Raw genomic sequence first — 20,822 nt, 5'->3', positions numbered from 1 at the left:
CCTGGTAGCGGCACGGCTGCAAGAGTCACATGTATAGGGGGAAAGACCTGAATATGGCAATCAAATTGATCAATATTGGTTTCGGCAATATCGTGTCGGCCAACCGAATTATCTCCATCGTCAGTCCGGAGTCTGCTCCGATCAAGCGGATTATACAGGAAGCCAGGGACCGTCATATGCTAATTGATGCTACCTATGGCCGCCGGACGCGGGCTGTTATTATTACAGACAGTGATCATGTAATCCTGTCTGCGGTGCAGCCGGAGACGGTCGCTCATCGCCTATCCACTAAAGATGATGACAATGACGAATAAAAATGGAGTGTACTATGGCTAAGGGATTATTATTTGTAATATCCGGACCTTCGGGTGTCGGTAAAGGGACGGTAGGCAACGCATTGCGTGACAAGCTACCAGAGATAACGTACTCCGTTTCTGCTACAACTCGAACACCTCGTTCGGGTGAACAGGATGGAGTGACCTATTTTTTTAAAACGCGTGAAGAATTTTTGGGTATGATTGAACGAGATGAAATGCTGGAGTATGCTGAGTATGTAGGGAACTATTATGGTACTCCACGTGATTTTGTAGATCAGACGCTTGCGCAGGGAAAAGATATTTTTCTGGAGATTGAAGTTCAGGGAGCGCTAAAGGTTAAAGAAAAATTTCCAGAAGGCATATTCATTTTTCTGCTTCCGCCTTCGCTAGATGAATTAAAGGATAGAATCAGGGGACGGGGCACAGAAACTCAAGCGACCATAGACCACCGTATGTCGGTAGCTGTGGATGAAATGAATCTGTTGCGTCACTATGATTATGCGGTTGTCAATGATGAGATTGATTTCGCTTGTAAACGAATAGAATCCATTATTATCGCCGAACATTGTAAGGTTCATCCTTAAACGAGGGCTTTACATATGCCAAGCGTACCTAAAGAGAAATAATACTGTATAAGCTGAGCTTGAAGGTGTACACTGGAGTTCAGCTTATACAGTCCCAAAACTACATGAAGAGGTGTCTATTCGTGCTGTATCCTTCCATTGATGAAATGATGAAAAAGGCAGATAGTAAGTATTCGTTGGTTGTAGCGGCTTCACGTCGTGCCAGACAGTTGCGCGAGGGTGAAAAGACGACTCTCAAGAATCCTAAATCCCACAAACAGGTTGGAGTGGCGTTGGAAGAGATTTACGCGGATCATCTGCGTCTTGAAAGCGGCGAAGACGAGTAAGAATTATACACAACTATTATAACCGGGCGCAATGCCAATTCCTTTGACAACCGCAAGGTTGTTATTTTTTTAGGTCAGGGGGAGTTAACGATGTTGAAGGGGAAAGTTATTATTCTTGGTATAACCGGTGGAATTGCTGCTTACAAAGGGGCTGCGTTATGTAGTAGGTTGACACAAAAGGGCGCCGATGTTCATGTGATTATGACAGCCTCTGCTAAGGAGTTTATTACCGAGCTTACACTGCAGTCGCTCTCTCGTAATCCGGTGTACAGTGATACGTTTGATGAAAGAGAGCCGTCCGTCGTATCCCATATTCATCTGGCAGATGCGGCTGATTTGGTGCTTGTTGCACCTGCAACTGCGAATATTATTGGAAAAATGGCGCATGGCCTTGCTGATGATATGTTGTCTACAACGTTGTTGGCTACAACAGCGCCTATTATGGTGGCACCTGCGATGAATGTACATATGTACACTCATCCGGCAGTCATGCAAAATATGGAGACGCTTGTATCACGTGGTGTGAAGATGATTGAGCCTGGTGAAGGATTACTGGCTTGCGGTTACGTTGGCAAAGGACGTTTGGAAGAGCCGGACACAATTGTGCAAACGATAGAGCACTTTTTTGATCAGCAAGCCCAGGAACAAAAAAACAACATTAAGTCTGAATCCCGATGGTTTGGTGGCGAATCTGTGGAGGCTCAAGTGCCTGAGTCACCTGTGAATGAGAATGAATCGGTGTTTTTAGGTAAAAAAGTCATTGTAACGGCTGGAGGCACGATCGAGCGAATTGATCCAGTGCGTTATATCACAAATGATTCATCTGGAAAAATGGGCTTCGCCATTGCAAAAGTGGCTCAAAAGATGGGGGCAGAGGTGCACTTGATTGCTGCCAATACCAGTGCGGAACCGCCTGCTGGTATTATGCTTGAAAGAGTCCAGTCGGCTGAAGACATGTACGCAGCTGTATTAAAACAATGGGAAACGAGCGATATGGTCGTTATGGCTGCTGCAGTTGCAGATTATCGACCACGTGAGATAGCACAGACCAAGATCAAGAAAAAAGATAGTGTATTTACGCTAGAGTTAGTGAAGAACGTCGATATTCTAGAATCACTCGGACGGAGTAAGAAACATCAATTTTTAATTGGCTTTGCAGCTGAAACTGAACATTTGGAGACGTATGCGAAAGATAAATTAGAACGTAAAAATTGTGATTTGATCGCGGCAAACGATGTAACTGTGAATGGTGCTGGTTTTGGCGTCGATACGAATGCTGTTCAAATTTATGACCGAAGCGGGATCGTTGAGCGTATTCCTGTACAGTCAAAGGAAGAAGTTGCGCGTAAGTTGCTTACTATAGCCGCGGGACGCATGGGTGGGGTGCTGCATTAATGGAGACGGGCAATTTAGTTGCCAAGGTCATTGTCGATGTACCTGCCAAGGATACGGACCGCACCTTCGATTATCTGATACCGGATTCAATGAGACCTTGGATTGAGCCGGGTAGTCGGGTAGCTGTGCCATTTGGCAAACGGACGGTGCAGGCTTTCGTCATCTCGGTAGTCCCAGCTGAGGAACCACCGAAATACAGGATGAGAGCGATTCAGGAGTTGCTGGATTTGGTGCCACCTTTATCTGCCGACCTAGTCGAACTGGGCAAGTGGATGAGTGAACGTTATGCTTGTAATCAAATTATGGCATTGCAAGTGATGATTCCTACCGCGCTCAAAGGCAAAGCAGAACGTTATATCTCAATTGCGGAACAGCATGAGTTAACGCATCCACAGCGTAGTATACAACCGAATCAGGGCGATGAGCTCGAATGGGCACTTCTGACCGACGATGGTATGAGTGATCCGACAGAGCGTCGGATTGTCAGCTTCATTCAGGAGAAGGAGCAAGTCCCGTTGCAGCAACTCAGTCGACGTTTCCCTGAGGAAGCGGAGGTTATTAAATCACTGTTACGCCGGGGTGTGCTTCAGGAAAGTCAAGTTATTAAAGACAAGCTTGGCAAAAAGACCATGAAATCCGTTGATCTGGCTATCGGCATAGACGAGGCATCAACGGTACTGGAGCAATTTTCTGCCAAAGCACAGCGTCAGCGGGAGGTACTTGCTTTTTTGCTGGAACGTAGCGAGTTTTTGCCTCTGTCGCTCAAGGAAGTCATGACCTCATTGAGTGTGTCTGCTGCAACGGTTAAGGCGCTGGAAGATAAGGGCTATGTGTTGCTGGAGGATGTCGAAGTGTTCCGCGACCCGTACCGGGGCAGACACTTCAAGCCTACAGAGCCACTCCCTCTCACAGCAGAGCAGCAGTCGGTGTATGAACGGATTATTCGCCAGCTGGACACGCGTGAGCAAGGAGCTTATTTGTTGCATGGAGTCACGGGGAGCGGTAAGACGGAAATTTATCTACAGACGATTCAACGTTGTATCGAGCAGAATCGGCAGGCCATTGTGCTGGTACCTGAAATATCGTTAACCCCACAAATGGTTGAGCGTTTTAAAGGTCGGTTTGGCGATCAGGTAGCAGTGATGCACAGTAGGTTGTCTGGAGGAGAACGGTACGATGAGTGGCGCAAAATACGCGAAGGCCGTGTGAAAGTGGCGATTGGTGCTCGCTCGGCAGTATTTGCGCCTTTTCGTGAGTTAGGTCTTATTATTATGGATGAGGAGCACGAAACGTCCTATAAGCAGGAAGAGACACCTAAATACCATGCGCGTGATGTCGCCATTCGCAGAGCCCATCAGCATGGGGCTGTCGTTATTCTCGGCTCGGCTACACCGTCGCTGGAAAGCTACTATGCGGCTCGCTCACAAAGCAACGACGAGTTTGCGCCGTTGCTACTTGAAATGCCAACTCGCGCATTGGGGAACACGTTACCCGAAGTACATATCATGGATATGCGTGAGGAACTGCGTGCTGGCAACCGCTCTATGTTTAGCCGTGCGTTGCATAATGGGATTGCAGAGCGGTTAGAGCGTAAGGAGCAGACGGTGCTCCTGTTGAATCGGCGTGGACACTCCACATTCGTCATGTGCCGTAGCTGTGGCTATGTGGCGGGCTGTCCGCATTGTGATATTTCGCTTACGTATCATCAGCGGTCGAACAATTTACGTTGTCATTACTGTGGTTATTCCGAGCCTGTGCCTCAGACTTGCCCTGAATGCGGTAGTGAGCATATTCGCTATTTCGGTACAGGTACCCAGCGAGTGGAAGAAGAGCTGGCGAAGCTATTCCCCGGTATACGTGTTGTTCGAATGGATGTTGATACAACGACAGAAAAAAATGCCCACGAAAAGCTCCTCAAGCAATTTCGTGATAAAAAAGCGGACGTGCTGCTCGGTACTCAAATGGTTGCCAAAGGCCTGGACTTTCCCGATGTGACACTGGTTGGTGTCATTACTGCGGATTCAGCTCTCAATTTACCGGATTTTCGGGCTGCGGAAAAGACATTTCAGCTGTTAACACAAGTAGCTGGACGTGCTGGGAGACATCAATTGCCAGGGGAAGTATTCGTACAATCCTATACTCCAGAGCATTATTCGGTGATTCACGCAAGTCGCCATGATTATGCTTCTTTTGTGAGGGAAGAATTGAAACACCGCCGCAATTTGCACTATCCACCATATTGCCGTCTTATTTTGGTAACCTTTTCTCATGAACAACTCCCGGTGCTGGTCCGGCTGGCAGAGAATTATTCAGCAACACTACAGGGACGGGCCAGACAACGAGGCTGGTTCGGGAATATGGATCGTCTTACATCGGATGTACTCGACATTTTGGGACCAGTAGCTTCACCCATTTCGAGAATCAAGAATAGATACCGATTTCAATGTATGATAAAATGGCGTGGAAATATCGACGCGATTAGTTTGGCTCAGCAAGTAGCTGATGAAATGGCCGAATCCGCACAGGCGCAAAAGTTGCTGATTAGTCTGGATGTTGATCCACAAATGCTTATGTAGAGCGTTGCCACAAAAGTTATTAGCACAATTAATGCGGACAAGTCGTCCGTACATAGGATAATGTAGCAGTCGCGTTTGTGATGAATACAGTTAAGCCTAAACGAAGGAAAAAGGATAAAGAGGAAGGTGTTCTGTTGTCATGTCAATTAGAATTATAGTGTTGGAGCCGGATGATGTATTGCACAAAGTAGCAAAGGAAGTTACTAAAATTACACCTAACGTGCAAAAGCTGCTCGACGATATGGCAGATACGATGTATGAAGCGGAGGGTGTAGGTCTTGCTGCTCCGCAAGTAGGTATTTTGAAGCGTCTCATCGTTGTAGATGCTGGAGATGAACATGGTTTGATTAAAATGATCAACCCAGAAATCGTGGCCGAAGAAGGGGAGGACTTGGGTCCAGAAGGCTGCCTGAGTATACCAGGGTTGAACGGGGATGTGCGTCGTGCCGAGAAAGTTACAGTCAAGGGACTGGACCGCGAGGGTAAGGCCATTACCGTTACAGCGACAGGATTGCTTTCTCGTGCTTTTCAGCATGAAATCGACCATTTAAATGGAATTTTGTTCACGGATATTGCAGAAAAAGTATATGAGGTTGCGCTGGAACAGCCAGGACCGAACCGTCAGATAGGAGAGTGAGGTTCGATGAGTCAAGACATTCGTATTATCTTTATGGGTACGCCTGAGTTTGCAGTGCCTTCGTTGAACATGTTACTGGATAATGGTTATAACGTGGTCGGTGTGATTACACAGCCCGATAAGCCACAGGGACGGAAAAAAATATTAACGCCTACACCAGTTAAGGAAGCGGCAGAAAAACGCGGATTACCTGTACTGCAACCGACCCGCCTGCGCCAGCCAGAAGCGGTGGCTCAGGTGGCGGAGCTGCGTCCTGATCTGATCGTAACCGCAGCCTATGGGCAAATTTTGCCAAAATCCGTACTAGACCTGCCTCGTTTCGGCTGCCTGAATGTGCATGGTTCGTTACTTCCCCGTTATCGGGGAGGTGCACCGATCCAGCGTGCGATTATTAACGGTGAGACCGTGACGGGTGTGACGCTGATGTATATGGCGGAAGGACTGGATACTGGCGATATGATATCGCGAGTTGAGGTTGCTATAGAGCCAGAGGATACCTCCGGTACGATTTTTGAGAAGCTAAGCGTAGCTGGAGCAAAGCTTTTGCAGGGCGAGCTGCCTAAATTGCTGGCAGGCCAATCAGACCGTACGCCGCAAAACGAGGACGAGGCGACCTATGCTCCGAATCTGAACCGCGACGATGAGCGTATTTCGTGGAGTGACAATGCACAGCAGATATACAACCGGATTCGCGGCCTTGTACCTTTTTCCGGCGCGTTTACGCTTTGGGAGGAAAATGTTTTTAAAATATGGGCTGCTGAGCAGCCTTTCATAAATAATGAAGTGAGTGGCTCAAATGCTCCAGCACCCGGAACGGTTCTTCAATTGACCGCTCGTGGCATTGAGGTGCAGACAGGCGAGGGAACTCTTTGGCTGACTCAGGTTCAACCGGCTGGCAAAAAGGTTATGGATGCCGGAACCTTTGCGCGCGGCGGACAGATGAAGCCAGGCACGGTGCTCGGATGAGCGGGAGTCACTCCCGTCAGGGAGGCAAAGGCAAGGGAGTGGGTGCCAGATCCGGCAATACTCGCAAACAGACGGCGCGGGAAGTTGCACTTGATGTGTTGACCGGTGTGGAGCAAGAGGGTGCGTATAGCAATCTTGAGTTAAATCGTCGACTTCAGCAGGCAGGTTTATCTGCAAGTGACGCTGGTCTGGCGACTGAACTTGTATACGGTACAGTCGCACGCCGAAATACACTTGATTATTTTTTGAATAAATTTGTTCAAAAAGGAACGGCCAAGCTTCAGGCTTGGGTACGTTCGTTGCTGCGGATGAGTGTGTATCAGGTGGTGTATCTGGATCGAGTTCCGGATCATGCAGTCGTTAGTGAAGCGGTGACCATTGCCAAGCGTCGTGGGCATCAGGGGATTTCCGGTATGGTCAACGGCGTGCTCCGCAGCATGCTGCGTGAGCCGGACAAGCTGCGTATTCCTGACGATTTGTCACCAGAGGAACGGATTTCATTAGAACATTCTCATCCACAGTGGCTGGTTAAGCGTTGGATTAAGCAATACGGTGCAGATACTGCTGAGGCTATCTGTCAGGCTAATAATGAGCCCCCTGCGGTCAGCGTACGGGTGAATACGACAATGACCAGCCGTGATCAGCTGCTGGACGAGATGCGCTCAAAAGGACTTGATGCCGTTCCTTCGGCAGTTAGTCCCTATGGGATTGTTGTTCGTAGCGGTGGCAATATGGCGCTTACCTCGTGGTATACGGACGGCTCGCTGTCCGTACAGGATGAAAGCTCTATGCTCGTTGCCGAAGCAGTTGCTCCTGAGCCCGGTATGCTGGTACTGGATTGCTGTGCCGCTCCAGGCGGCAAAACAGCTCATATGGCTGAGCTGATGAAGGATCGCGGTCGGATCGTTGCAAATGATCTGCATGCCCATAAGCATCAATTAATCCGTGAACAGGCTAAACGACTTGGCCTGGATGCCGTGGAAACAGTCACTGGTGATGCGCTAGAACTGAAGGAACGATATGCCCCAGCTTCTTTTGACCGTATTTTGCTGGATGCACCATGCTCTGGCTTTGGAGTAATTCGTCGTAAACCGGACCTGCGTTGGAGCAAAACTGCGCAGGATGTTCGCGACATTACACAGCTTCAGCATGAGCTGCTGGATAGTGTGGCGGGACTGTTGAAGCCAGGTGGCATTCTGGTATACAGTACATGCACGATTGAGCCGGACGAAAATGAAGGACAATTGACTCGGTTTTTAAGCGAACATTCGGAGTATGAATTGGCAGAGGGTCATTCCTTCCCGGACGTGAGCCGCGAAATGGATAGTATACAGGGAGGCTCGGTACAGCTGTTACCGCAGCATTTCCACAGCGACGGATTTTATATCGCGCGCCTACGTCGGGTGAAATAGCGCGGAAGAGAATTCCATGCAGCTGCCCACCAGCATTTCCACATTCCGCCGGAACATTTCCGGCGGTTTTTTGCATGAAGACGAAAAATTTTTACCCCCTCAGGGATTTGTGCTAAAATAGGAAGAATGAAAAATACGATCTGCGATCAAACAGAACTTAATGAAGAAGGAACGGGTGCAAACATTGATGAAACCTTTTATATATGATTTAACTTTGGAGGAGCTTCAGGACTGGGCCAAGAACAATGGCGAGCCTGCTTTTCGTGGAGGACAAATTTTTGACTGGCTGTATGTGAAGCGGGTCAATGATTTCAGCGAGATGACGAATTTGCCCAAGGCGCTGAGAGAGAAGCTTGAGGAGCAATTTAGTTTTGTGACGCTTAGTGAAATTACAAAGTTGGAATCAAAGGACGGTACAGTAAAATTCCTGTTCGGTTTGCATGATGATCATGCCATTGAAACGGTCATTATGAGACACAATTACGGAAACAGTATTTGTGTAACGACACAAGTGGGTTGCCGAATTGGTTGTACTTTCTGCGCTTCGACGCTTGGAGGCCTCAAACGGAACCTGACAGCTGGTGAAATTACTGCACAGGTAGTACAGGCTCAGAAAATTTTGGATAAAACGAATGAACGAGTGAGCAGCATCGTGATTATGGGCTCGGGCGAGCCTTTTGAAAACTATGAAGCGACCATGACGTTTTTGCGTACAATGGTTCATGAAAAAGGTCTGAACATTGGTCAACGTCATATCACAGTGTCGACCAGCGGTATTGTACCGAATATTTATAAATTTGCCGACGAGGATACCCAGATTAATCTGGCAATATCCATTCATGCGCCTAATGATGCACTTCGGTCGAAGCTAATGCCTGTAAATCGGCGTTATCCCTTTAAGGATGTTATGGATTCTCTACGTTACTATCTTGCTAAGACGGGGCGGAGAATTTCGTTTGAATATGCCCTGATTGGTGGGGTAAACGATCAGGCAGAACATGCTGAAGAGCTAGCGGATGTGTTAAAGGACATGCTGTGTCACGTTAATTTGATTCCAGTCAACCATGTGCCTGAGCGCAAGTATGTGCGCACATCGCGTAGCGATATTTTTAATTTTCAACGTATTCTTGCCGAAAAAGGCGTCAATGTGACGATCCGGCGTGAACAGGGTCACGATATTGCCGCTGCCTGCGGTCAGTTGCGTGCAAAGCATATGGAGTTGGGGTGAAACCATTTGATCAAAACAGTTCATGTCAGCCATGTCGGACGTGTACGTTCGGTGAATGAGGATTCTGCCTGGATCAGGCACTTAGAGCAAGGCTATATTCTTGGGATTGTTGCCGATGGTATGGGGGGGCATTTGGCCGGTGATACGGCCAGCCGCCTTGCGGTAGAGACACTTGCCGCTGATTTGGCGACGCTGGAGAGCGGATTATCCGCACATTCTTTGACGGCGGCGCTCAGCGACGCTATTTTGCATGCCAATGAAGTCATCTTCCAGACGGCTGCACGCGATGAGAAGTATCATAATATGGGAACGACAGTTGTTGCGGTTTTACTATACGACGCATCCGGAATTATCGGACATATCGGTGACAGTCGCGCCTATGTCATATCCAAAGGAGCGGTACGTCAGCTTACAGAAGACCATACTTTGGTTAACGAGCTGTTCAAAAACGGTCAGATCAGTAAGGAAGAACGGGAGAACCATCCTCGTCGCAATGTACTGACACGGGCGCTGGGCACTGATTCCGAGGTGAAAGTGGATATTGACTCCATTACGCTGGAAAAAGGCGATGTACTGTTACTGTGTAGCGACGGATTAAGCAATCTGGTAACGGAAGAACAAATCAGTAAAGTAGTAGGTGCCGCAGAGAATCCTTTGGAGGAGCGTGCGGATCGTCTGCTACATCTGGCGTTGCTTGCCGGAGGAGACGATAACATTACTGTAGCTTTGTTTGAATTGCCCGATGACACGGTTTCATTGAATGAAAAGGGGTGTGACGCATGATCGGGCACCTGCTAGGGGGAAGATACGAAATTATTGAGCGTATCGGTGGCGGCGGTATGGCTCTGGTGTACAAGGCTCAAGACATTTTGCTGAATCGCAATGTCGCAGTTAAAGTGTTGCGCCAGCAATTTGTTCATGACGAGGAATTTATTCGCCGGTTTCGGCGTGAGGCGCAGTCTGCGGCTTCGCTTTCGCATTCGAATGTGGTCAGTATTTATGATGTCGGCCAAGAGGATGAAATCCATTATATTGTAATGGAGTGCATCGAAGGTAAAAATTTGAATGAGATTATTAAAGAACGTGCGCCATTGCAAGTGGATGAAGCAGTACGGATTGCTTCCCAGATTTGTGATGCGCTGGAGCATGCTCACCAAAATCAGATCATTCACCGAGACATCAAGCCTCATAATATATTAATTGGACGTAATGGACGGGTTAAGGTAACCGATTTTGGGATTGCTAGAGCTGTTACGTCAACGACCATTACCCAGACGGGTTCTGTTGTAGGTTCTGTTCATTATTTTTCACCTGAGCATGCAAAGGGTGTCGTCACCGGCGAAAAATCGGACTTATATTCTTTAGGTATTGTCTTATATCAAATGCTGACGGCGCAGCTCCCTTTCCTCGGAGAAAGTCCAATTAGTGTAGCGCTCAAGCATTTGCAAGAGGAGTTTGAGGAACCGCGTAAAATTAATCCGTTGATTCCGCAAAGTGTGGAAAATGTCATTCTAAAATCCATGCGCAAAAATCCAGAAGAGCGTTATCAATCGGCAGATGAAATGCTAAAAGATTTGGAAACCTGTTTGCTGCCGGGACGGCGTAATGAATCCAAGCTGGAGTTTACACATTTGGATGATGAGGATCAAACACGGGTTATTCCGGCTATTAAGCCTCAACAATTAGGGATGTCTTCTAGCGGGGAAGATGTACCTGCCCAACCGCGTGAGTCTGAACAGCTTCCGAGCAAGCAATCGTCCAAGAAAAATAGAAAAAAAGCGATTTTGTGGGTAACACTAGTGTTGGTGTTACTTCTGTGCATGGGCGGAGTGGTGTACTATGTGCAAAGTGTACTTGTCGTGCCTGAGGTAAAAGTACCAGGTGTATTGACACAAACAGAAGACCAAGCGAAGGTTAATCTCAGTAAAGCGGGTTTACTCATTGAGGAGCCAATCCAGCATGAATACAAAGAGGGGATCGCGCCTGGAATTGTATTTTATCAAAGCTATCCTGCAGATTCTTTAGTCAAGGAAGGAACCAAGATTAGTCTGAAAGTCGGGATTGCCAAGCCGCTCACCCCAATGCCGGATGTAAAAGGCCAAAGCTACGAGAATGCTGTTAAGCTGCTGACCGCCCAGCAAATTAAGGAGACGCAGATTCAGCAAAATGAGCAGTTCAGTGATCAGGCCGTTGGGACCGTCCTTAGTCAGACTCCAGCTGCAAATGAGCCATTTGATAAGGATTCAGTCCAAGTTGTGCTCACAGTCAGCAAGGGCGCTGACACTGTAAAAATGCCAAGTCTCGTAGGGAAAACGCAGAACCAAGCGGAAAATGAGGTCAAAAAGGCAGGGCTGAAGGTTGGCTCGATTAAAGAAGAATTTAGCTATGAGCAGGAAAAAGGAAGAGTAACCAAACAATGGCCGTCCGAGGCAGGCAGTGAGTTGCCACCAAATACGGAAATTACGTTTTATGTAAGCACTGGTTACCCGCCAGAAGCGATTACGCTGCCATTTAATGTGCCTGTTGCACCGAAGGAAGAGGGTAAAAACAGCAAAATTCGTATTACTTATACGGATGCACGTGGAGAAAATCAGGAATGGGGAAGCCGTACAATTAATACGACACAGGTGTTCACTATCAACCTGCTAATGGCTCCGAACAAAGACAGTGTTGTCTCAGTATTTAGAGATGGTGACTTTATTGATACGTATCCGGTCTCTTATATTGATGCGAAAAATGGAACAGTGACGATGCCTCAAATTGCCCCACCTGCTGGAACTTCACCAACGGATACACCTGATGGTAATTCCTCGCAAAATGGAAGTGGAAACGGCGAGGAAGGTGATAACGGGGGATCTTCTAATGATAGTGGTGACGGTGGAGGCGACTCGAACAATCAGGAGGGCACAGGAGGTAATGGTGACCCTTCCGCCTTTGTTCCTGGAATGAATTCCACGGGGGCTACGCGCAGTGAGTTGGCAGTTAGCCATAAAAACAACCAAGGTCACGCTTCCCACAAAAAGAAGGAAAAAGTGATTGAGGCTGTTCAGCATCAGTAAACGTGCAATAGGAGATGCTTAACCTGCTATACGCAATAAAACTTAAACATTATGAAGGAGGACATCTTACACATGCCTGAAGGTCTGATCGTCAAGGCGCTTAGCGGATATTATTATGTCTCCAGCCTGGATCAGGATGGGCGTCCGGTATCTGGCGAAGCTACGGTACAATGCAGAGCACGCGGCATTTTTAAGAAAAAAGAGATCACGCCTCTTGTCGGTGATCGGGTCGTTTACGAACTGACTGAGAACGGGGAAGGTATGGTCAAGGAGATTAGAAAGCGTACAACGGAGCTGATTCGTCCTCCGGTAGCTAATACCACGCTTGCTGTGCTGCTGTTTTCCTTACGTGAGCCGGATTTAAACCTGCCTTTACTGGATAAATTTTTAGTCCATATTGAGCACGCCGGGCTGGATACGATTATCTGTCTGACTAAGCGCGATTTGTATGAAGGCAGCCCTTCAGAGGATGACACCGTGCTGACCGTTCAGGAAATGTACCGGAAGATCGGTTATGAAGTGCTCGTAACCAGTGCCCGTACCGGAGAAGGAACGGTTGAGCTTAAGAAGCTGTTGGCTGGTCAAATCAGCGTGTTTTCCGGGCAGTCAGGTGTAGGGAAGTCTTCCATGCTTAATGCTTTGGAGCCTGGGTTAACGCTCGAGACGAGCGCCATAAGCATTAAGCTGGGCCGAGGAAGACATACGACTCGTCATGTAGAGCTTATTCCTTTAGACAACGGAGGGTTTGTAGCAGATACGCCGGGGTTTAGCCAGTTGGATTTTCTGGAGCTGGGTGTGGATGAACTATCTCCCTGTTTTCGTGAATTCCAGCAGTATGCGGAAGGATGTAAATTTCGGGGGTGTACCCATATTCACGAGCCTGGCTGTAAAGTAAGAGAGGCCCTGGAAGAAGGACATATTTCACAGGGACGGTATGATAGCTATTTGCAGTTCTATCAGGAATTAAAAGAAAAAAAACGGAGGTACTAAGTTTATGTTAAAAATAGCACCGTCGATTTTATCCGCTGATTTTGCTCGCTTGGGCAGTGAAGTTGCGGAAGCTGCGGCAGGAGGGGCAGACTGGATTCATGTGGATGTAATGGATGGGCATTTTGTATCCAATATTACATTGGGGCCACCTATCGTTCAGGCTATTCGTCCGCATACGACTCTTCCCTTGGATGTTCATCTGATGATTGAGCATCCTGAACGTTATATTGGCGATTTCGTAAAAGCAGGAGCCGATATCATCACTGTTCATGCTGAGGCGTGTGTTCATTTGCATGGTGTCCTTCACTTGATCAAGCAGCAAGGCGCTCTGGCTGGAGTGGCTCTCAATCCGGGTACTTCACCATACGCGATCAAGGAAGTGCTGCCAAATGTAGATATGATTCTAGTGATGACGGTCAATCCTGGCTTTGGAGGACAGTCCTTCATTCCAGAGACGTTGAATAAAATCAGACAAATCCGTGCTTGGTTGAACGAATTGGGTCGTCCAGACGTACATATCGAGGTAGACGGAGGTATTGCGGAGGAGACGGCACCAGCCGTATTTGAAGCGGGGGCTAACGTGCTGGTGGCTGGTAGTGCGGTATTCGGCAGAGCAGACCGCGCAGCGGCTATTGCTACGATTCGGGACAGTGCAGCTCGTTTGTCCAAGTGAAGCTGACCGAAGCATTGTGGATGACTGTCGCGAGCATGGCGACGGGGTTGACCCTTAGCTGTTTCTCGCTTGTGAAGGCTCCTTGGAATGCCGTTCTTTCACTTTTGGCTGTTCTAGTTGTGCTGTTTTATTTTCGTAAAAATGAACGGCGTGGTTTACGAATAGGTTTTGTGGTGTGCAGCGTACTTTATTATATCCTGTTTATTTTCATACTCTCAGCATATCTCTATGTTCGCGGACTTGTCTGATGGTATAGCCTGGGATGGTTGTGCATAAATATGGTTACATGAGCGGGATTCTCATGTAGCCTTTTTTTGTGGGGTAACAACCCTTGACAGGTTGCATAAACTACAGAGAACGGATGCAGGAGGATGATGGGGAGGGTGAGGCATGAAGTTTTACACAATCAAGCTGCCAAAATTTCTGGGTGGATTCGTTAAAGCCATTTTGAATACATTCCAGAAAAACTGAATTCAACGTAATGTAAACACAGGATGCAGGATGAAAGCTAGAGGTACACAGGGCACGCTTCCCGGGCATAACAGATAGGTAGCTCGGTAGTAAAAGATAAGAACGCACGGGAAGGTGCCTGACATTTTGTTCTCCTGAACTAGGCGGATATTACTTTTCGAATAACCAAAAAAGCACCCGTTTAAAACGAGGTGCCTTTTGTTTATAACGATATTTTTTTACGACTACACGCGAGTCACTTTACCGGCTTTCAATGCACGAGTGCTGACATAAACGCGTTTCGGTTTACCGTTAACGAGAATGCGAACTTTTTGTACGTTGACGCCCCAAGTACGGCGATTACGGTTGTTAGCGTGAGATACGTGGTTACCGCTGCCAGGCTTTTTGCCTGTTACAGAACATTTACGAGACATGATTCCACCTCCTATTCTGAAAATAACCAAATTCCATATGGAACGGGTCTCTCTTCAGGCCGACTGGGTCAGCCGGACTTTGTAAGTCACTAACCTGAACAAAACAATACTTAAATATAATATCATAGTCAAAAAAGCTCCGTCAACTGATTCAAAAACTTTATTTATTTCTCTTTCGCATTATAGTACAATATGGGATAGTTATTGTTGCGATTATTTTGTATTTAAATGGAATGTGAATTCTTATTCCAGTCATGCCGGCGGTTCAGAGGCGGGACTATAGTTATCATTCCAGCCGATGATTTATTGTGGGGCAGTTGACTGGTTTTTCATTGTATATGACCTGTAGAAGAACGACCAGACGTGAGTACAAGAGCTTATGAAAGTGTGACATTCGTATTCGTCGTCTGGCTTTAGTATAATTTAATTGAACCTGTAGGCACAGTTGAATAAGGTGTGGTGAAGGTTGATAGTAAAACAAGTGTATTAAGCTAGGAAGGGGAATTCTCTTGAGTAATCGTTCTTTGAATGGAACAGATTTTACCGCAATGGTTTTAGCCGGGGCGGAACAATTACAGCAGCATGCGGAACATGTCAATTCACTAAATGTATTCCCGGTGCCAGACGGTGATACGGGAACCAACATGAATTTGACGATGAGCGCGGGCGTAACGGAATTAAAGAGGGGGGATTCTTCCTCCATCGGTGTCATGTCCGGCATATTATCCAAAGGTTTGCTGATGGGAGCCCGCGGCAATTCAGGGGTTATCCTGTCTCAGTTGTTTCGTGGCTTCAGCCGTTACGCTGCCCCATACGAGGAATTGAATACCCTTCAGTTCGCATCGGCATTGCAGAGCGGGGTGGATGCGGCCTACAAGGCGGTGGTTAAGCCGGTGGAGGGTACAATTCTTACCGTGGCGAAGGAAGCGGCCAGGCATGCTGTGTTTTTCTCGCGCCGGACGAACGATATCACGGAACTGATGGAAGAAGTGCTTGCCAAAGCGAAGGAAACGCTTGCCATGACGCAGGACATGCTCCCTGTACTGAAGCAAGTAGGAGTTGTAGATTCGGGTGGGCAAGGTCTTGTGTATATTTATGAAGGCTTTATGCAGCATCTTGGAAGCGGCTTGGTGACGTCTCCAATTGCAAAAAGTGATAATGCACGCCAGGTTTTTGCTCCTCACGTATCGGAGAGACCTACTGCTCCTGCAGTTGTTCCTTCCCCAGATGCGCCGATTTCTGCGCAAGCGAAGCTCGAAACGGATAATATTGAATTTTTGTATGATATGGAGTTTTTTATTAATCGACAACTGGGCGATGCGCAAGGTACCTATTTTGATGAGGAAGCCTTCCGGAAAGCGTTATCTGTAGATGGTGATTCTATTATCGTGATTTCAGACGATGACGTCATCAAGGTTCACGTGCATTCTAAGGCTCCTGGTGAAGTACTGAATTTGGCACTGCGTTACGGAGAAATTACACAGATTCGTATTTTAAATATGCGCGAGCAGCATCGTGATTTGTTGTCTGCGGGTATGGATGTTGCTCCTGAGCCTGAGTGGTTTGCTGAAATACCAACAGAGCCTGTACGTGAGGAAGAGCCGTCTGAGCCTCCCGCTCATGAACTGGCATCCTTTGGTTTTATAGCTGTGGCTTCCGGTGAAGGAATTGCTGATATTTTCAGAAGTTTAGGCGTCGATGTTGTCCTTGCTGGCGGCCAAACAATGAATCCGAGCACAGAGGACTTCGTTAATGCGGCCCGCTCGATTGCGGCTCAACATATTTTTATTCTTCCGAATAATTCCAATATTATTTTGGCGGCAGAACAAGCACGTGAACTGCTAGAGATGGAACGTTTGGTGTCGGTTATTCCGAGCAAAACAATTCCTCAGGGCATTGTGGCAGCATTTGCCTTCCAGGAGGAAGAGGCTTTTGAGGTAAATCAGGACAATATGCGTGACGCAGTCACCCGGGTGAAGTCTGGGCAAGTGACCTACGCGGTACGGGATACGACGCTTGATGATCTGCATATTACAGCAGGGCACTACATCGGTATTCAGGATTCCAAGATTGTTGCGACCGAGGAACACTTAATGGCAACGTCCCGTCTTTTGCTAGCGAAAATGCTGGTGAATGGCGATGAAATTGTTACGATTCTTACAGGTTCGGACGCGAATCAACAAGACACAGATCAGCTTGTTGCATGGATTGAAGAAAATTATGCGGATGCTGAAGTGGAAGTTCATGAAGGTGGTCAGCCGATTTATCCTTATTTGTTCTCAGTGGAAACCTGATGTGCTTTTGCGCGTCCATGGAAGTCCACTACAAAAGGAGGTCTGACTGATGAGTAGTACCATCATTTTGACGGATAGCACGGCTGATATTCCACCGGAATTAGCAGACCGTCTCGGTATAGTCGTTGTACCACTGACAGTGATGTTCGGCAGCACAACTTACCTGGACGGCATTGAGATGTCAGCGGCGCAGTTTTACAGCGAACTGGTACGGGCTGATGAGCTGCCTACGACTTCACAGCCTTCACCAGCCCGTTTTTTGGAGACATACACGACACTATTGGAGCAATACCCTGAGAGCCAGATTATCTCTATCCATTTATCCTCGGGTGTGAGCGGAACGTATCAGTCTGCTCTGCTGGGCAAATCCATGCTGGAGAAGCATGAACATAGAGTGACTGTGGTGGATTCCAAATCAGCTTCATACGGATACGGTATGCTAGTGGTTTATGCGGCGGAGCTGGCGGCAGCCGGGCACTCCCCGGCTGATATTGTTCGGGCTGTGGAACGTCGTGGAGAGCGCCGTTGTTTGTATTTCCTGGTGGATACCCTGCAATACTTACAAAAAGGCGGACGTATTGGTAAGGCAGCGGCAATGGTGGGCACGTTGCTTAACATTAAGCCGATACTTTCGATTGACAAAGAAGGCATTATTTATTCAGTTGATAAGGCGAGAGGGCATAAAAAAGCGACAGCGAGAATTATTGAACTACTGGAGCGGGACTTAAAAGGCCAAAAAATTAATATTGCTGTGGGCCATACGGCAGATCGCTCAGTGGCAGAAGCGTTCGTGGCTCAGCTGGCAGAGCATTTTGAGCTAGGAGATCGAATATATACTGAACTTGGCGCTGTGATTGGGACCCATGTAGGGCCAGGAACGATTGGCATTTTTGTGTGGCCGGCCGGAGATGAGAGGTAATATGCTGCAATTGGATCAAATACCTTTAAAACAAATACATGGCGTGAGTGCTCTCAAAGAGGGAGAGCTTCACGCTTTTGGCATTTTTAACATACAGGATATGCTGGAGTATTATCCGTTTCGGTATGAAGATTACCGACTGCGCTCGCTAAGCGAAGTGAAGGACGGAGATAAGATTACGGTACAAGCCAAAATTATGGGCATTCCAGTGCTTCAGCGTTACGGGCGCAAATCAAGGTTGACTTGTAAATTGATGGCCGAGGATTGGATGTTTACCGCAACGTGGTTTAATCGGCATTTCATGAAGGAACAGCTAACCTCAGGTCGTGAAATTGTGGTGACTGGTAAATGGGACCTCAAACGTATGCAGATGACTGTTGCAGATTCTGAGTTTCCTGATAAAGGAGTAGCCCGCTCGGGGACACTTCAACCGGTGTACTCTATAGGCGGCAAGATCACCCAAAGCTGGATGCGAAAAATAATGAACCAGACGCTCCAGCAGTTTGGTGAAATGATCCCCGAAATATTGCCTGAGTTGCTTGTACGCAAATATAGTATGATGCCGCGCAAGCAGGCTATTGCGGGTATACACCAGCCTCAGGACAACCGCGAGGGGCAAGAGGCTCGTCGGCGGATGGTGTATGAGGAACTGTTTTTATTTCAGCTGAAAATGCTGGCATTCCGGGCGTTAAATCGCGGTCGTGCGGACGGGGTGGTACATACGGTGGATAACGCCACGATTCGTGAATTTGTAAGGGCTTTGCCTTTTGAATTAACGGATGCACAGAAGAAGGTAGAGCTTGAAATACTGCACGATCTACGCTCACCTAATTGTATGAACCGTCTGCTTCAGGGGGATGTTGGGTCAGGTAAAACAGTTGTTGCTGCCATCGGTTTATTTGCCACAGTACGTTCCGGTTTTCAGGGAGCGCTGATGGTGCCAACCGAAATATTGGCCGAGCAGCACATGCGATCGCTTCACAAGCTGTTTGAGCCCTTTGGAATCAGCGTTGGTCTACTGACTGGGAGTACAACCGGGAAGAAGCGTAAGGAACTGCTAGCTGCTCTCCAAATGGGTCTGCTGGACATTGTAGTAGGCACCCATGCTCTCATTCAGGAGGATGTATATTTTCGTCAGCTTGGGCTTGTTGTAACGGATGAGCAGCATAGATTCGGAGTGAACCAGCGAAGTGTACTGCGTCGCAAAGGCTATAATCCCGATGTGCTGACGATGACGGCCACACCGATCCCTCGTACGCTGGCCATCACTGCGTTTGGCGATATGGATGTTTCTACGTTGTCAGAGCGGCCGAAGGGGCGTATTCCAATTTCCACCTATTGGGTGAAGCACGAACTGATGGATCGGGTACTTGGTTTTATTTCCCGCGAGGTAGACCAGGGACGGCAGGCTTATCTGATTTGTCCGTTGATTGAAGAGTCGGAGAAGCTAGACGTACAGAATGCCATCGATTTGCATATTCAAATGCAGCAGGCTTTTCCACATTACCGCGTTGGGCTATTACATGGACGAATGACTCCCGCAGAAAAGGAAGAAGTTATGCGTTCTTTCTATGCGAATGAAATTCAGTTGCTCGTTTCAACGACGGTTGTGGAGGTAGGGGTAGACGTTCCCAATGCGACGCTAATGATCATTATGGATGCGGATCGTTTTGGACTATCCCAGTTACATCAATTACGTGGACGAGTCGGACGGGGTGCACATGCCTCGTATTGCGTATTGATCGCTGACCCTAAGTCGGAGGTTGGTCAGGAGCGGATGAAGGTTATGACCGATACGGACGATGGTTTTGAGGTGGCTAGACGCGATCTGGATTTGAGGGGGCCGGGTGACTTTTTTGGTACCAAGCAGAGTGGGCTACCCGAGTTTCGTTTAGCAGATATGGTAGCGGATTTTGAGGTGCTGGAAAAGGCGCGTGAGGATGCAACTGATCTAATCAAGGATGCGTCCTTTTGGACATCTCCGCAGTATGAAGCATTGCGCGGTTATTTGCAAAAAGAGCAGATTTTTCAGGGGGATCTCATCGACTAATCCACCATGAATTATGAGATTGTTTTAAACGTTTTAAACAGATAGGCACAATGGACAGGCTGGCCGTCATATATTTGGGAATGACCGAATGATATGGGAGGTGTGGCAACATTGAGCTATCAGCAATATGGAATCAGTCCGCAACTGGTGGAGCGGATTAAGTTGAAAATGAAGAATCGTGCGCTCAAGGAGCGGGTTAAGCAGCAGATTGAAGGTGTGACTAAAGCGGACCTGCAAAATAAAGCTAAGGTGCGTCATCTTGTGAAGTCCACTTCTGCTATTTTAAACGAGCGTTTGACGGCTGCGCAGGAGGAGCAATTGACCGCCTTCGTATTGGCACAAAAAATTGATCCGTCCAATACATTTCATCTAATCAAGCTGTGGGGAATGTTCCGTTGATTGCTATTTGAAGAGGTGCTTCAAAGCGTTCTCCATGTTTTTTTGTGAAGCACAGATAAAAAAAGGATTGCCTGATATCAGGCGATCCTTTTTGGTTTGTTTTAGTTCATTCC

The 20,822-nt window shown here is 47.6% G+C and carries 19 protein-coding genes; 18 read left to right on the top strand and 1 reads right to left on the bottom strand.

Features of this window, described 5'->3' with window-relative positions:
• Window positions 1-53: 53 nt before the first annotated feature.
• The 14 genes from remA to spoVM all read left to right on the top strand — a co-directional run bounded on the left by remA (window position 54) and on the right by spoVM (window position 14,634).
• Window positions 54-314 (top strand): extracellular matrix/biofilm regulator RemA, encoded by a 261-nt coding sequence (gene remA / locus MKX46_RS05385; RefSeq protein ID WP_005548256.1) that lies wholly within the window; start codon window positions 54-56, stop codon window positions 312-314.
• Window positions 315-328: 14 nt separating this feature from the next.
• Window positions 329-901, top strand: coding sequence for a guanylate kinase (gene gmk / locus MKX46_RS05380; RefSeq protein WP_013310894.1), 573 nt, complete (start codon window positions 329-331; stop codon window positions 899-901).
• 122 nt (window positions 902-1,023) lie between these two features.
• Window positions 1,024-1,227: a DNA-directed RNA polymerase subunit omega gene (gene rpoZ, locus MKX46_RS05375; protein WP_013310893.1), complete on the top strand. Its 204-nt coding sequence runs from the start codon at window positions 1,024-1,026 to the stop codon at window positions 1,225-1,227.
• A gap of 90 nt (window positions 1,228-1,317) precedes the next feature.
• Window positions 1,318-2,622 carry a bifunctional phosphopantothenoylcysteine decarboxylase/phosphopantothenate--cysteine ligase CoaBC gene (gene coaBC / locus MKX46_RS05370; protein WP_341070972.1) on the top strand — a complete coding sequence of 435 codons (1,305 nt, stop codon included), beginning with the start codon at window positions 1,318-1,320 and terminating at the stop codon, window positions 2,620-2,622.
• Window positions 2,622-5,198, top strand: a complete 2,577-nt coding sequence (priA, locus tag MKX46_RS05365; protein WP_029517200.1) for a primosomal protein N' — start codon at window positions 2,622-2,624, stop codon at window positions 5,196-5,198. Before coaBC ends, priA begins: the two co-directional genes overlap by 1 nt.
• A gap of 139 nt (window positions 5,199-5,337) precedes the next feature.
• A complete protein-coding gene (gene def / locus MKX46_RS05360) occupies window positions 5,338-5,835 on the top strand; it encodes a peptide deformylase (protein WP_029517201.1) in 498 nt (165 codons plus the stop codon).
• A 6-nt stretch (window positions 5,836-5,841) separates the two neighbouring features.
• Window positions 5,842-6,801 carry a methionyl-tRNA formyltransferase gene (gene fmt / locus MKX46_RS05355; protein ID WP_029517202.1) on the top strand — a complete coding sequence of 320 codons (960 nt, stop codon included), beginning with the start codon at window positions 5,842-5,844 and terminating at the stop codon, window positions 6,799-6,801.
• Window positions 6,798-8,213, top strand: coding sequence for a 16S rRNA (cytosine(967)-C(5))-methyltransferase RsmB (gene rsmB / locus MKX46_RS05350; RefSeq protein WP_029517203.1), 1,416 nt, complete (start codon window positions 6,798-6,800; stop codon window positions 8,211-8,213). The genes fmt and rsmB overlap by 4 nt, the downstream gene beginning before the upstream one ends.
• A 187-nt stretch (window positions 8,214-8,400) precedes the next feature.
• A complete protein-coding gene (gene rlmN, locus MKX46_RS05345) occupies window positions 8,401-9,441 on the top strand; it encodes a 23S rRNA (adenine(2503)-C(2))-methyltransferase RlmN (protein ID WP_029517204.1) in 1,041 nt (346 codons plus the stop codon).
• A 6-nt stretch (window positions 9,442-9,447) separates the two neighbouring features.
• Window positions 9,448-10,224, top strand: coding sequence for a Stp1/IreP family PP2C-type Ser/Thr phosphatase (locus tag MKX46_RS05340; protein ID WP_069012748.1), 777 nt, complete (start codon window positions 9,448-9,450; stop codon window positions 10,222-10,224).
• On the top strand, window positions 10,221-12,500 hold the full coding sequence (gene pknB / locus MKX46_RS05335; protein WP_341070971.1) for a Stk1 family PASTA domain-containing Ser/Thr kinase: 2,280 nt from the start codon (window positions 10,221-10,223) through the stop codon (window positions 12,498-12,500). Before MKX46_RS05340 ends, pknB begins: the two co-directional genes overlap by 4 nt.
• 72 nt (window positions 12,501-12,572) lie before the next feature.
• Window positions 12,573-13,490 carry a ribosome small subunit-dependent GTPase A gene (rsgA, locus tag MKX46_RS05330; RefSeq protein ID WP_340932558.1) on the top strand — a complete coding sequence of 306 codons (918 nt, stop codon included), beginning with the start codon at window positions 12,573-12,575 and terminating at the stop codon, window positions 13,488-13,490.
• A gap of 4 nt (window positions 13,491-13,494) precedes the next feature.
• Window positions 13,495-14,163, top strand: a complete 669-nt coding sequence (gene rpe, locus MKX46_RS05325) for a ribulose-phosphate 3-epimerase (RefSeq protein ID WP_029517208.1) — start codon at window positions 13,495-13,497, stop codon at window positions 14,161-14,163.
• 390 nt (window positions 14,164-14,553) lie between these two features.
• Complete coding sequence (gene spoVM / locus MKX46_RS05320; protein ID WP_010345573.1) at window positions 14,554-14,634, top strand: stage V sporulation protein SpoVM; 81 nt, start codon at window positions 14,554-14,556, stop codon at window positions 14,632-14,634.
• 224 nt (window positions 14,635-14,858) lie between these two features.
• On the opposite strand, the gene rpmB is transcribed toward spoVM, so the two are convergent.
• Window positions 14,859-15,047, bottom strand: coding sequence for a 50S ribosomal protein L28 (gene rpmB / locus MKX46_RS05315; RefSeq protein WP_013310881.1), 189 nt, complete (start codon window positions 15,045-15,047; stop codon window positions 14,859-14,861).
• Window positions 15,048-15,556: 509 nt separating this feature from the next.
• Between rpmB and MKX46_RS05310 the strand changes: the two genes are divergently transcribed.
• From MKX46_RS05310 to MKX46_RS05295, 4 genes are all read left to right on the top strand, one after another.
• Window positions 15,557-17,341: a DAK2 domain-containing protein gene (locus tag MKX46_RS05310; protein WP_069012746.1), complete on the top strand. Its 1,785-nt coding sequence runs from the start codon at window positions 15,557-15,559 to the stop codon at window positions 17,339-17,341.
• Window positions 17,342-17,390: 49 nt separating this feature from the next.
• Complete coding sequence (locus MKX46_RS05305; RefSeq protein WP_069012745.1) at window positions 17,391-18,260, top strand: DegV family protein; 870 nt, start codon at window positions 17,391-17,393, stop codon at window positions 18,258-18,260.
• Between the two features lies 1 nt (window position 18,261).
• Window positions 18,262-20,310, top strand: a complete 2,049-nt coding sequence (recG, locus tag MKX46_RS05300; RefSeq protein WP_341070970.1) for an ATP-dependent DNA helicase RecG — start codon at window positions 18,262-18,264, stop codon at window positions 20,308-20,310.
• Between the two features lie 111 nt (window positions 20,311-20,421).
• Complete coding sequence (locus tag MKX46_RS05295) at window positions 20,422-20,709, top strand: stage VI sporulation protein F (protein ID WP_013310877.1); 288 nt, start codon at window positions 20,422-20,424, stop codon at window positions 20,707-20,709.
• Window positions 20,710-20,822: the final 113 nt, after the last annotated feature.

Origin of the sequence: Paenibacillus sp. FSL P4-0113 (assembly GCF_038009305.1) — a bacterium.
In the GTDB taxonomy this organism is placed as follows: domain Bacteria; phylum Bacillota; class Bacilli; order Paenibacillales; family Paenibacillaceae; genus Paenibacillus; species Paenibacillus polymyxa_D.
This window is presented reverse-complemented; position numbering and strand designations above follow the sequence as displayed.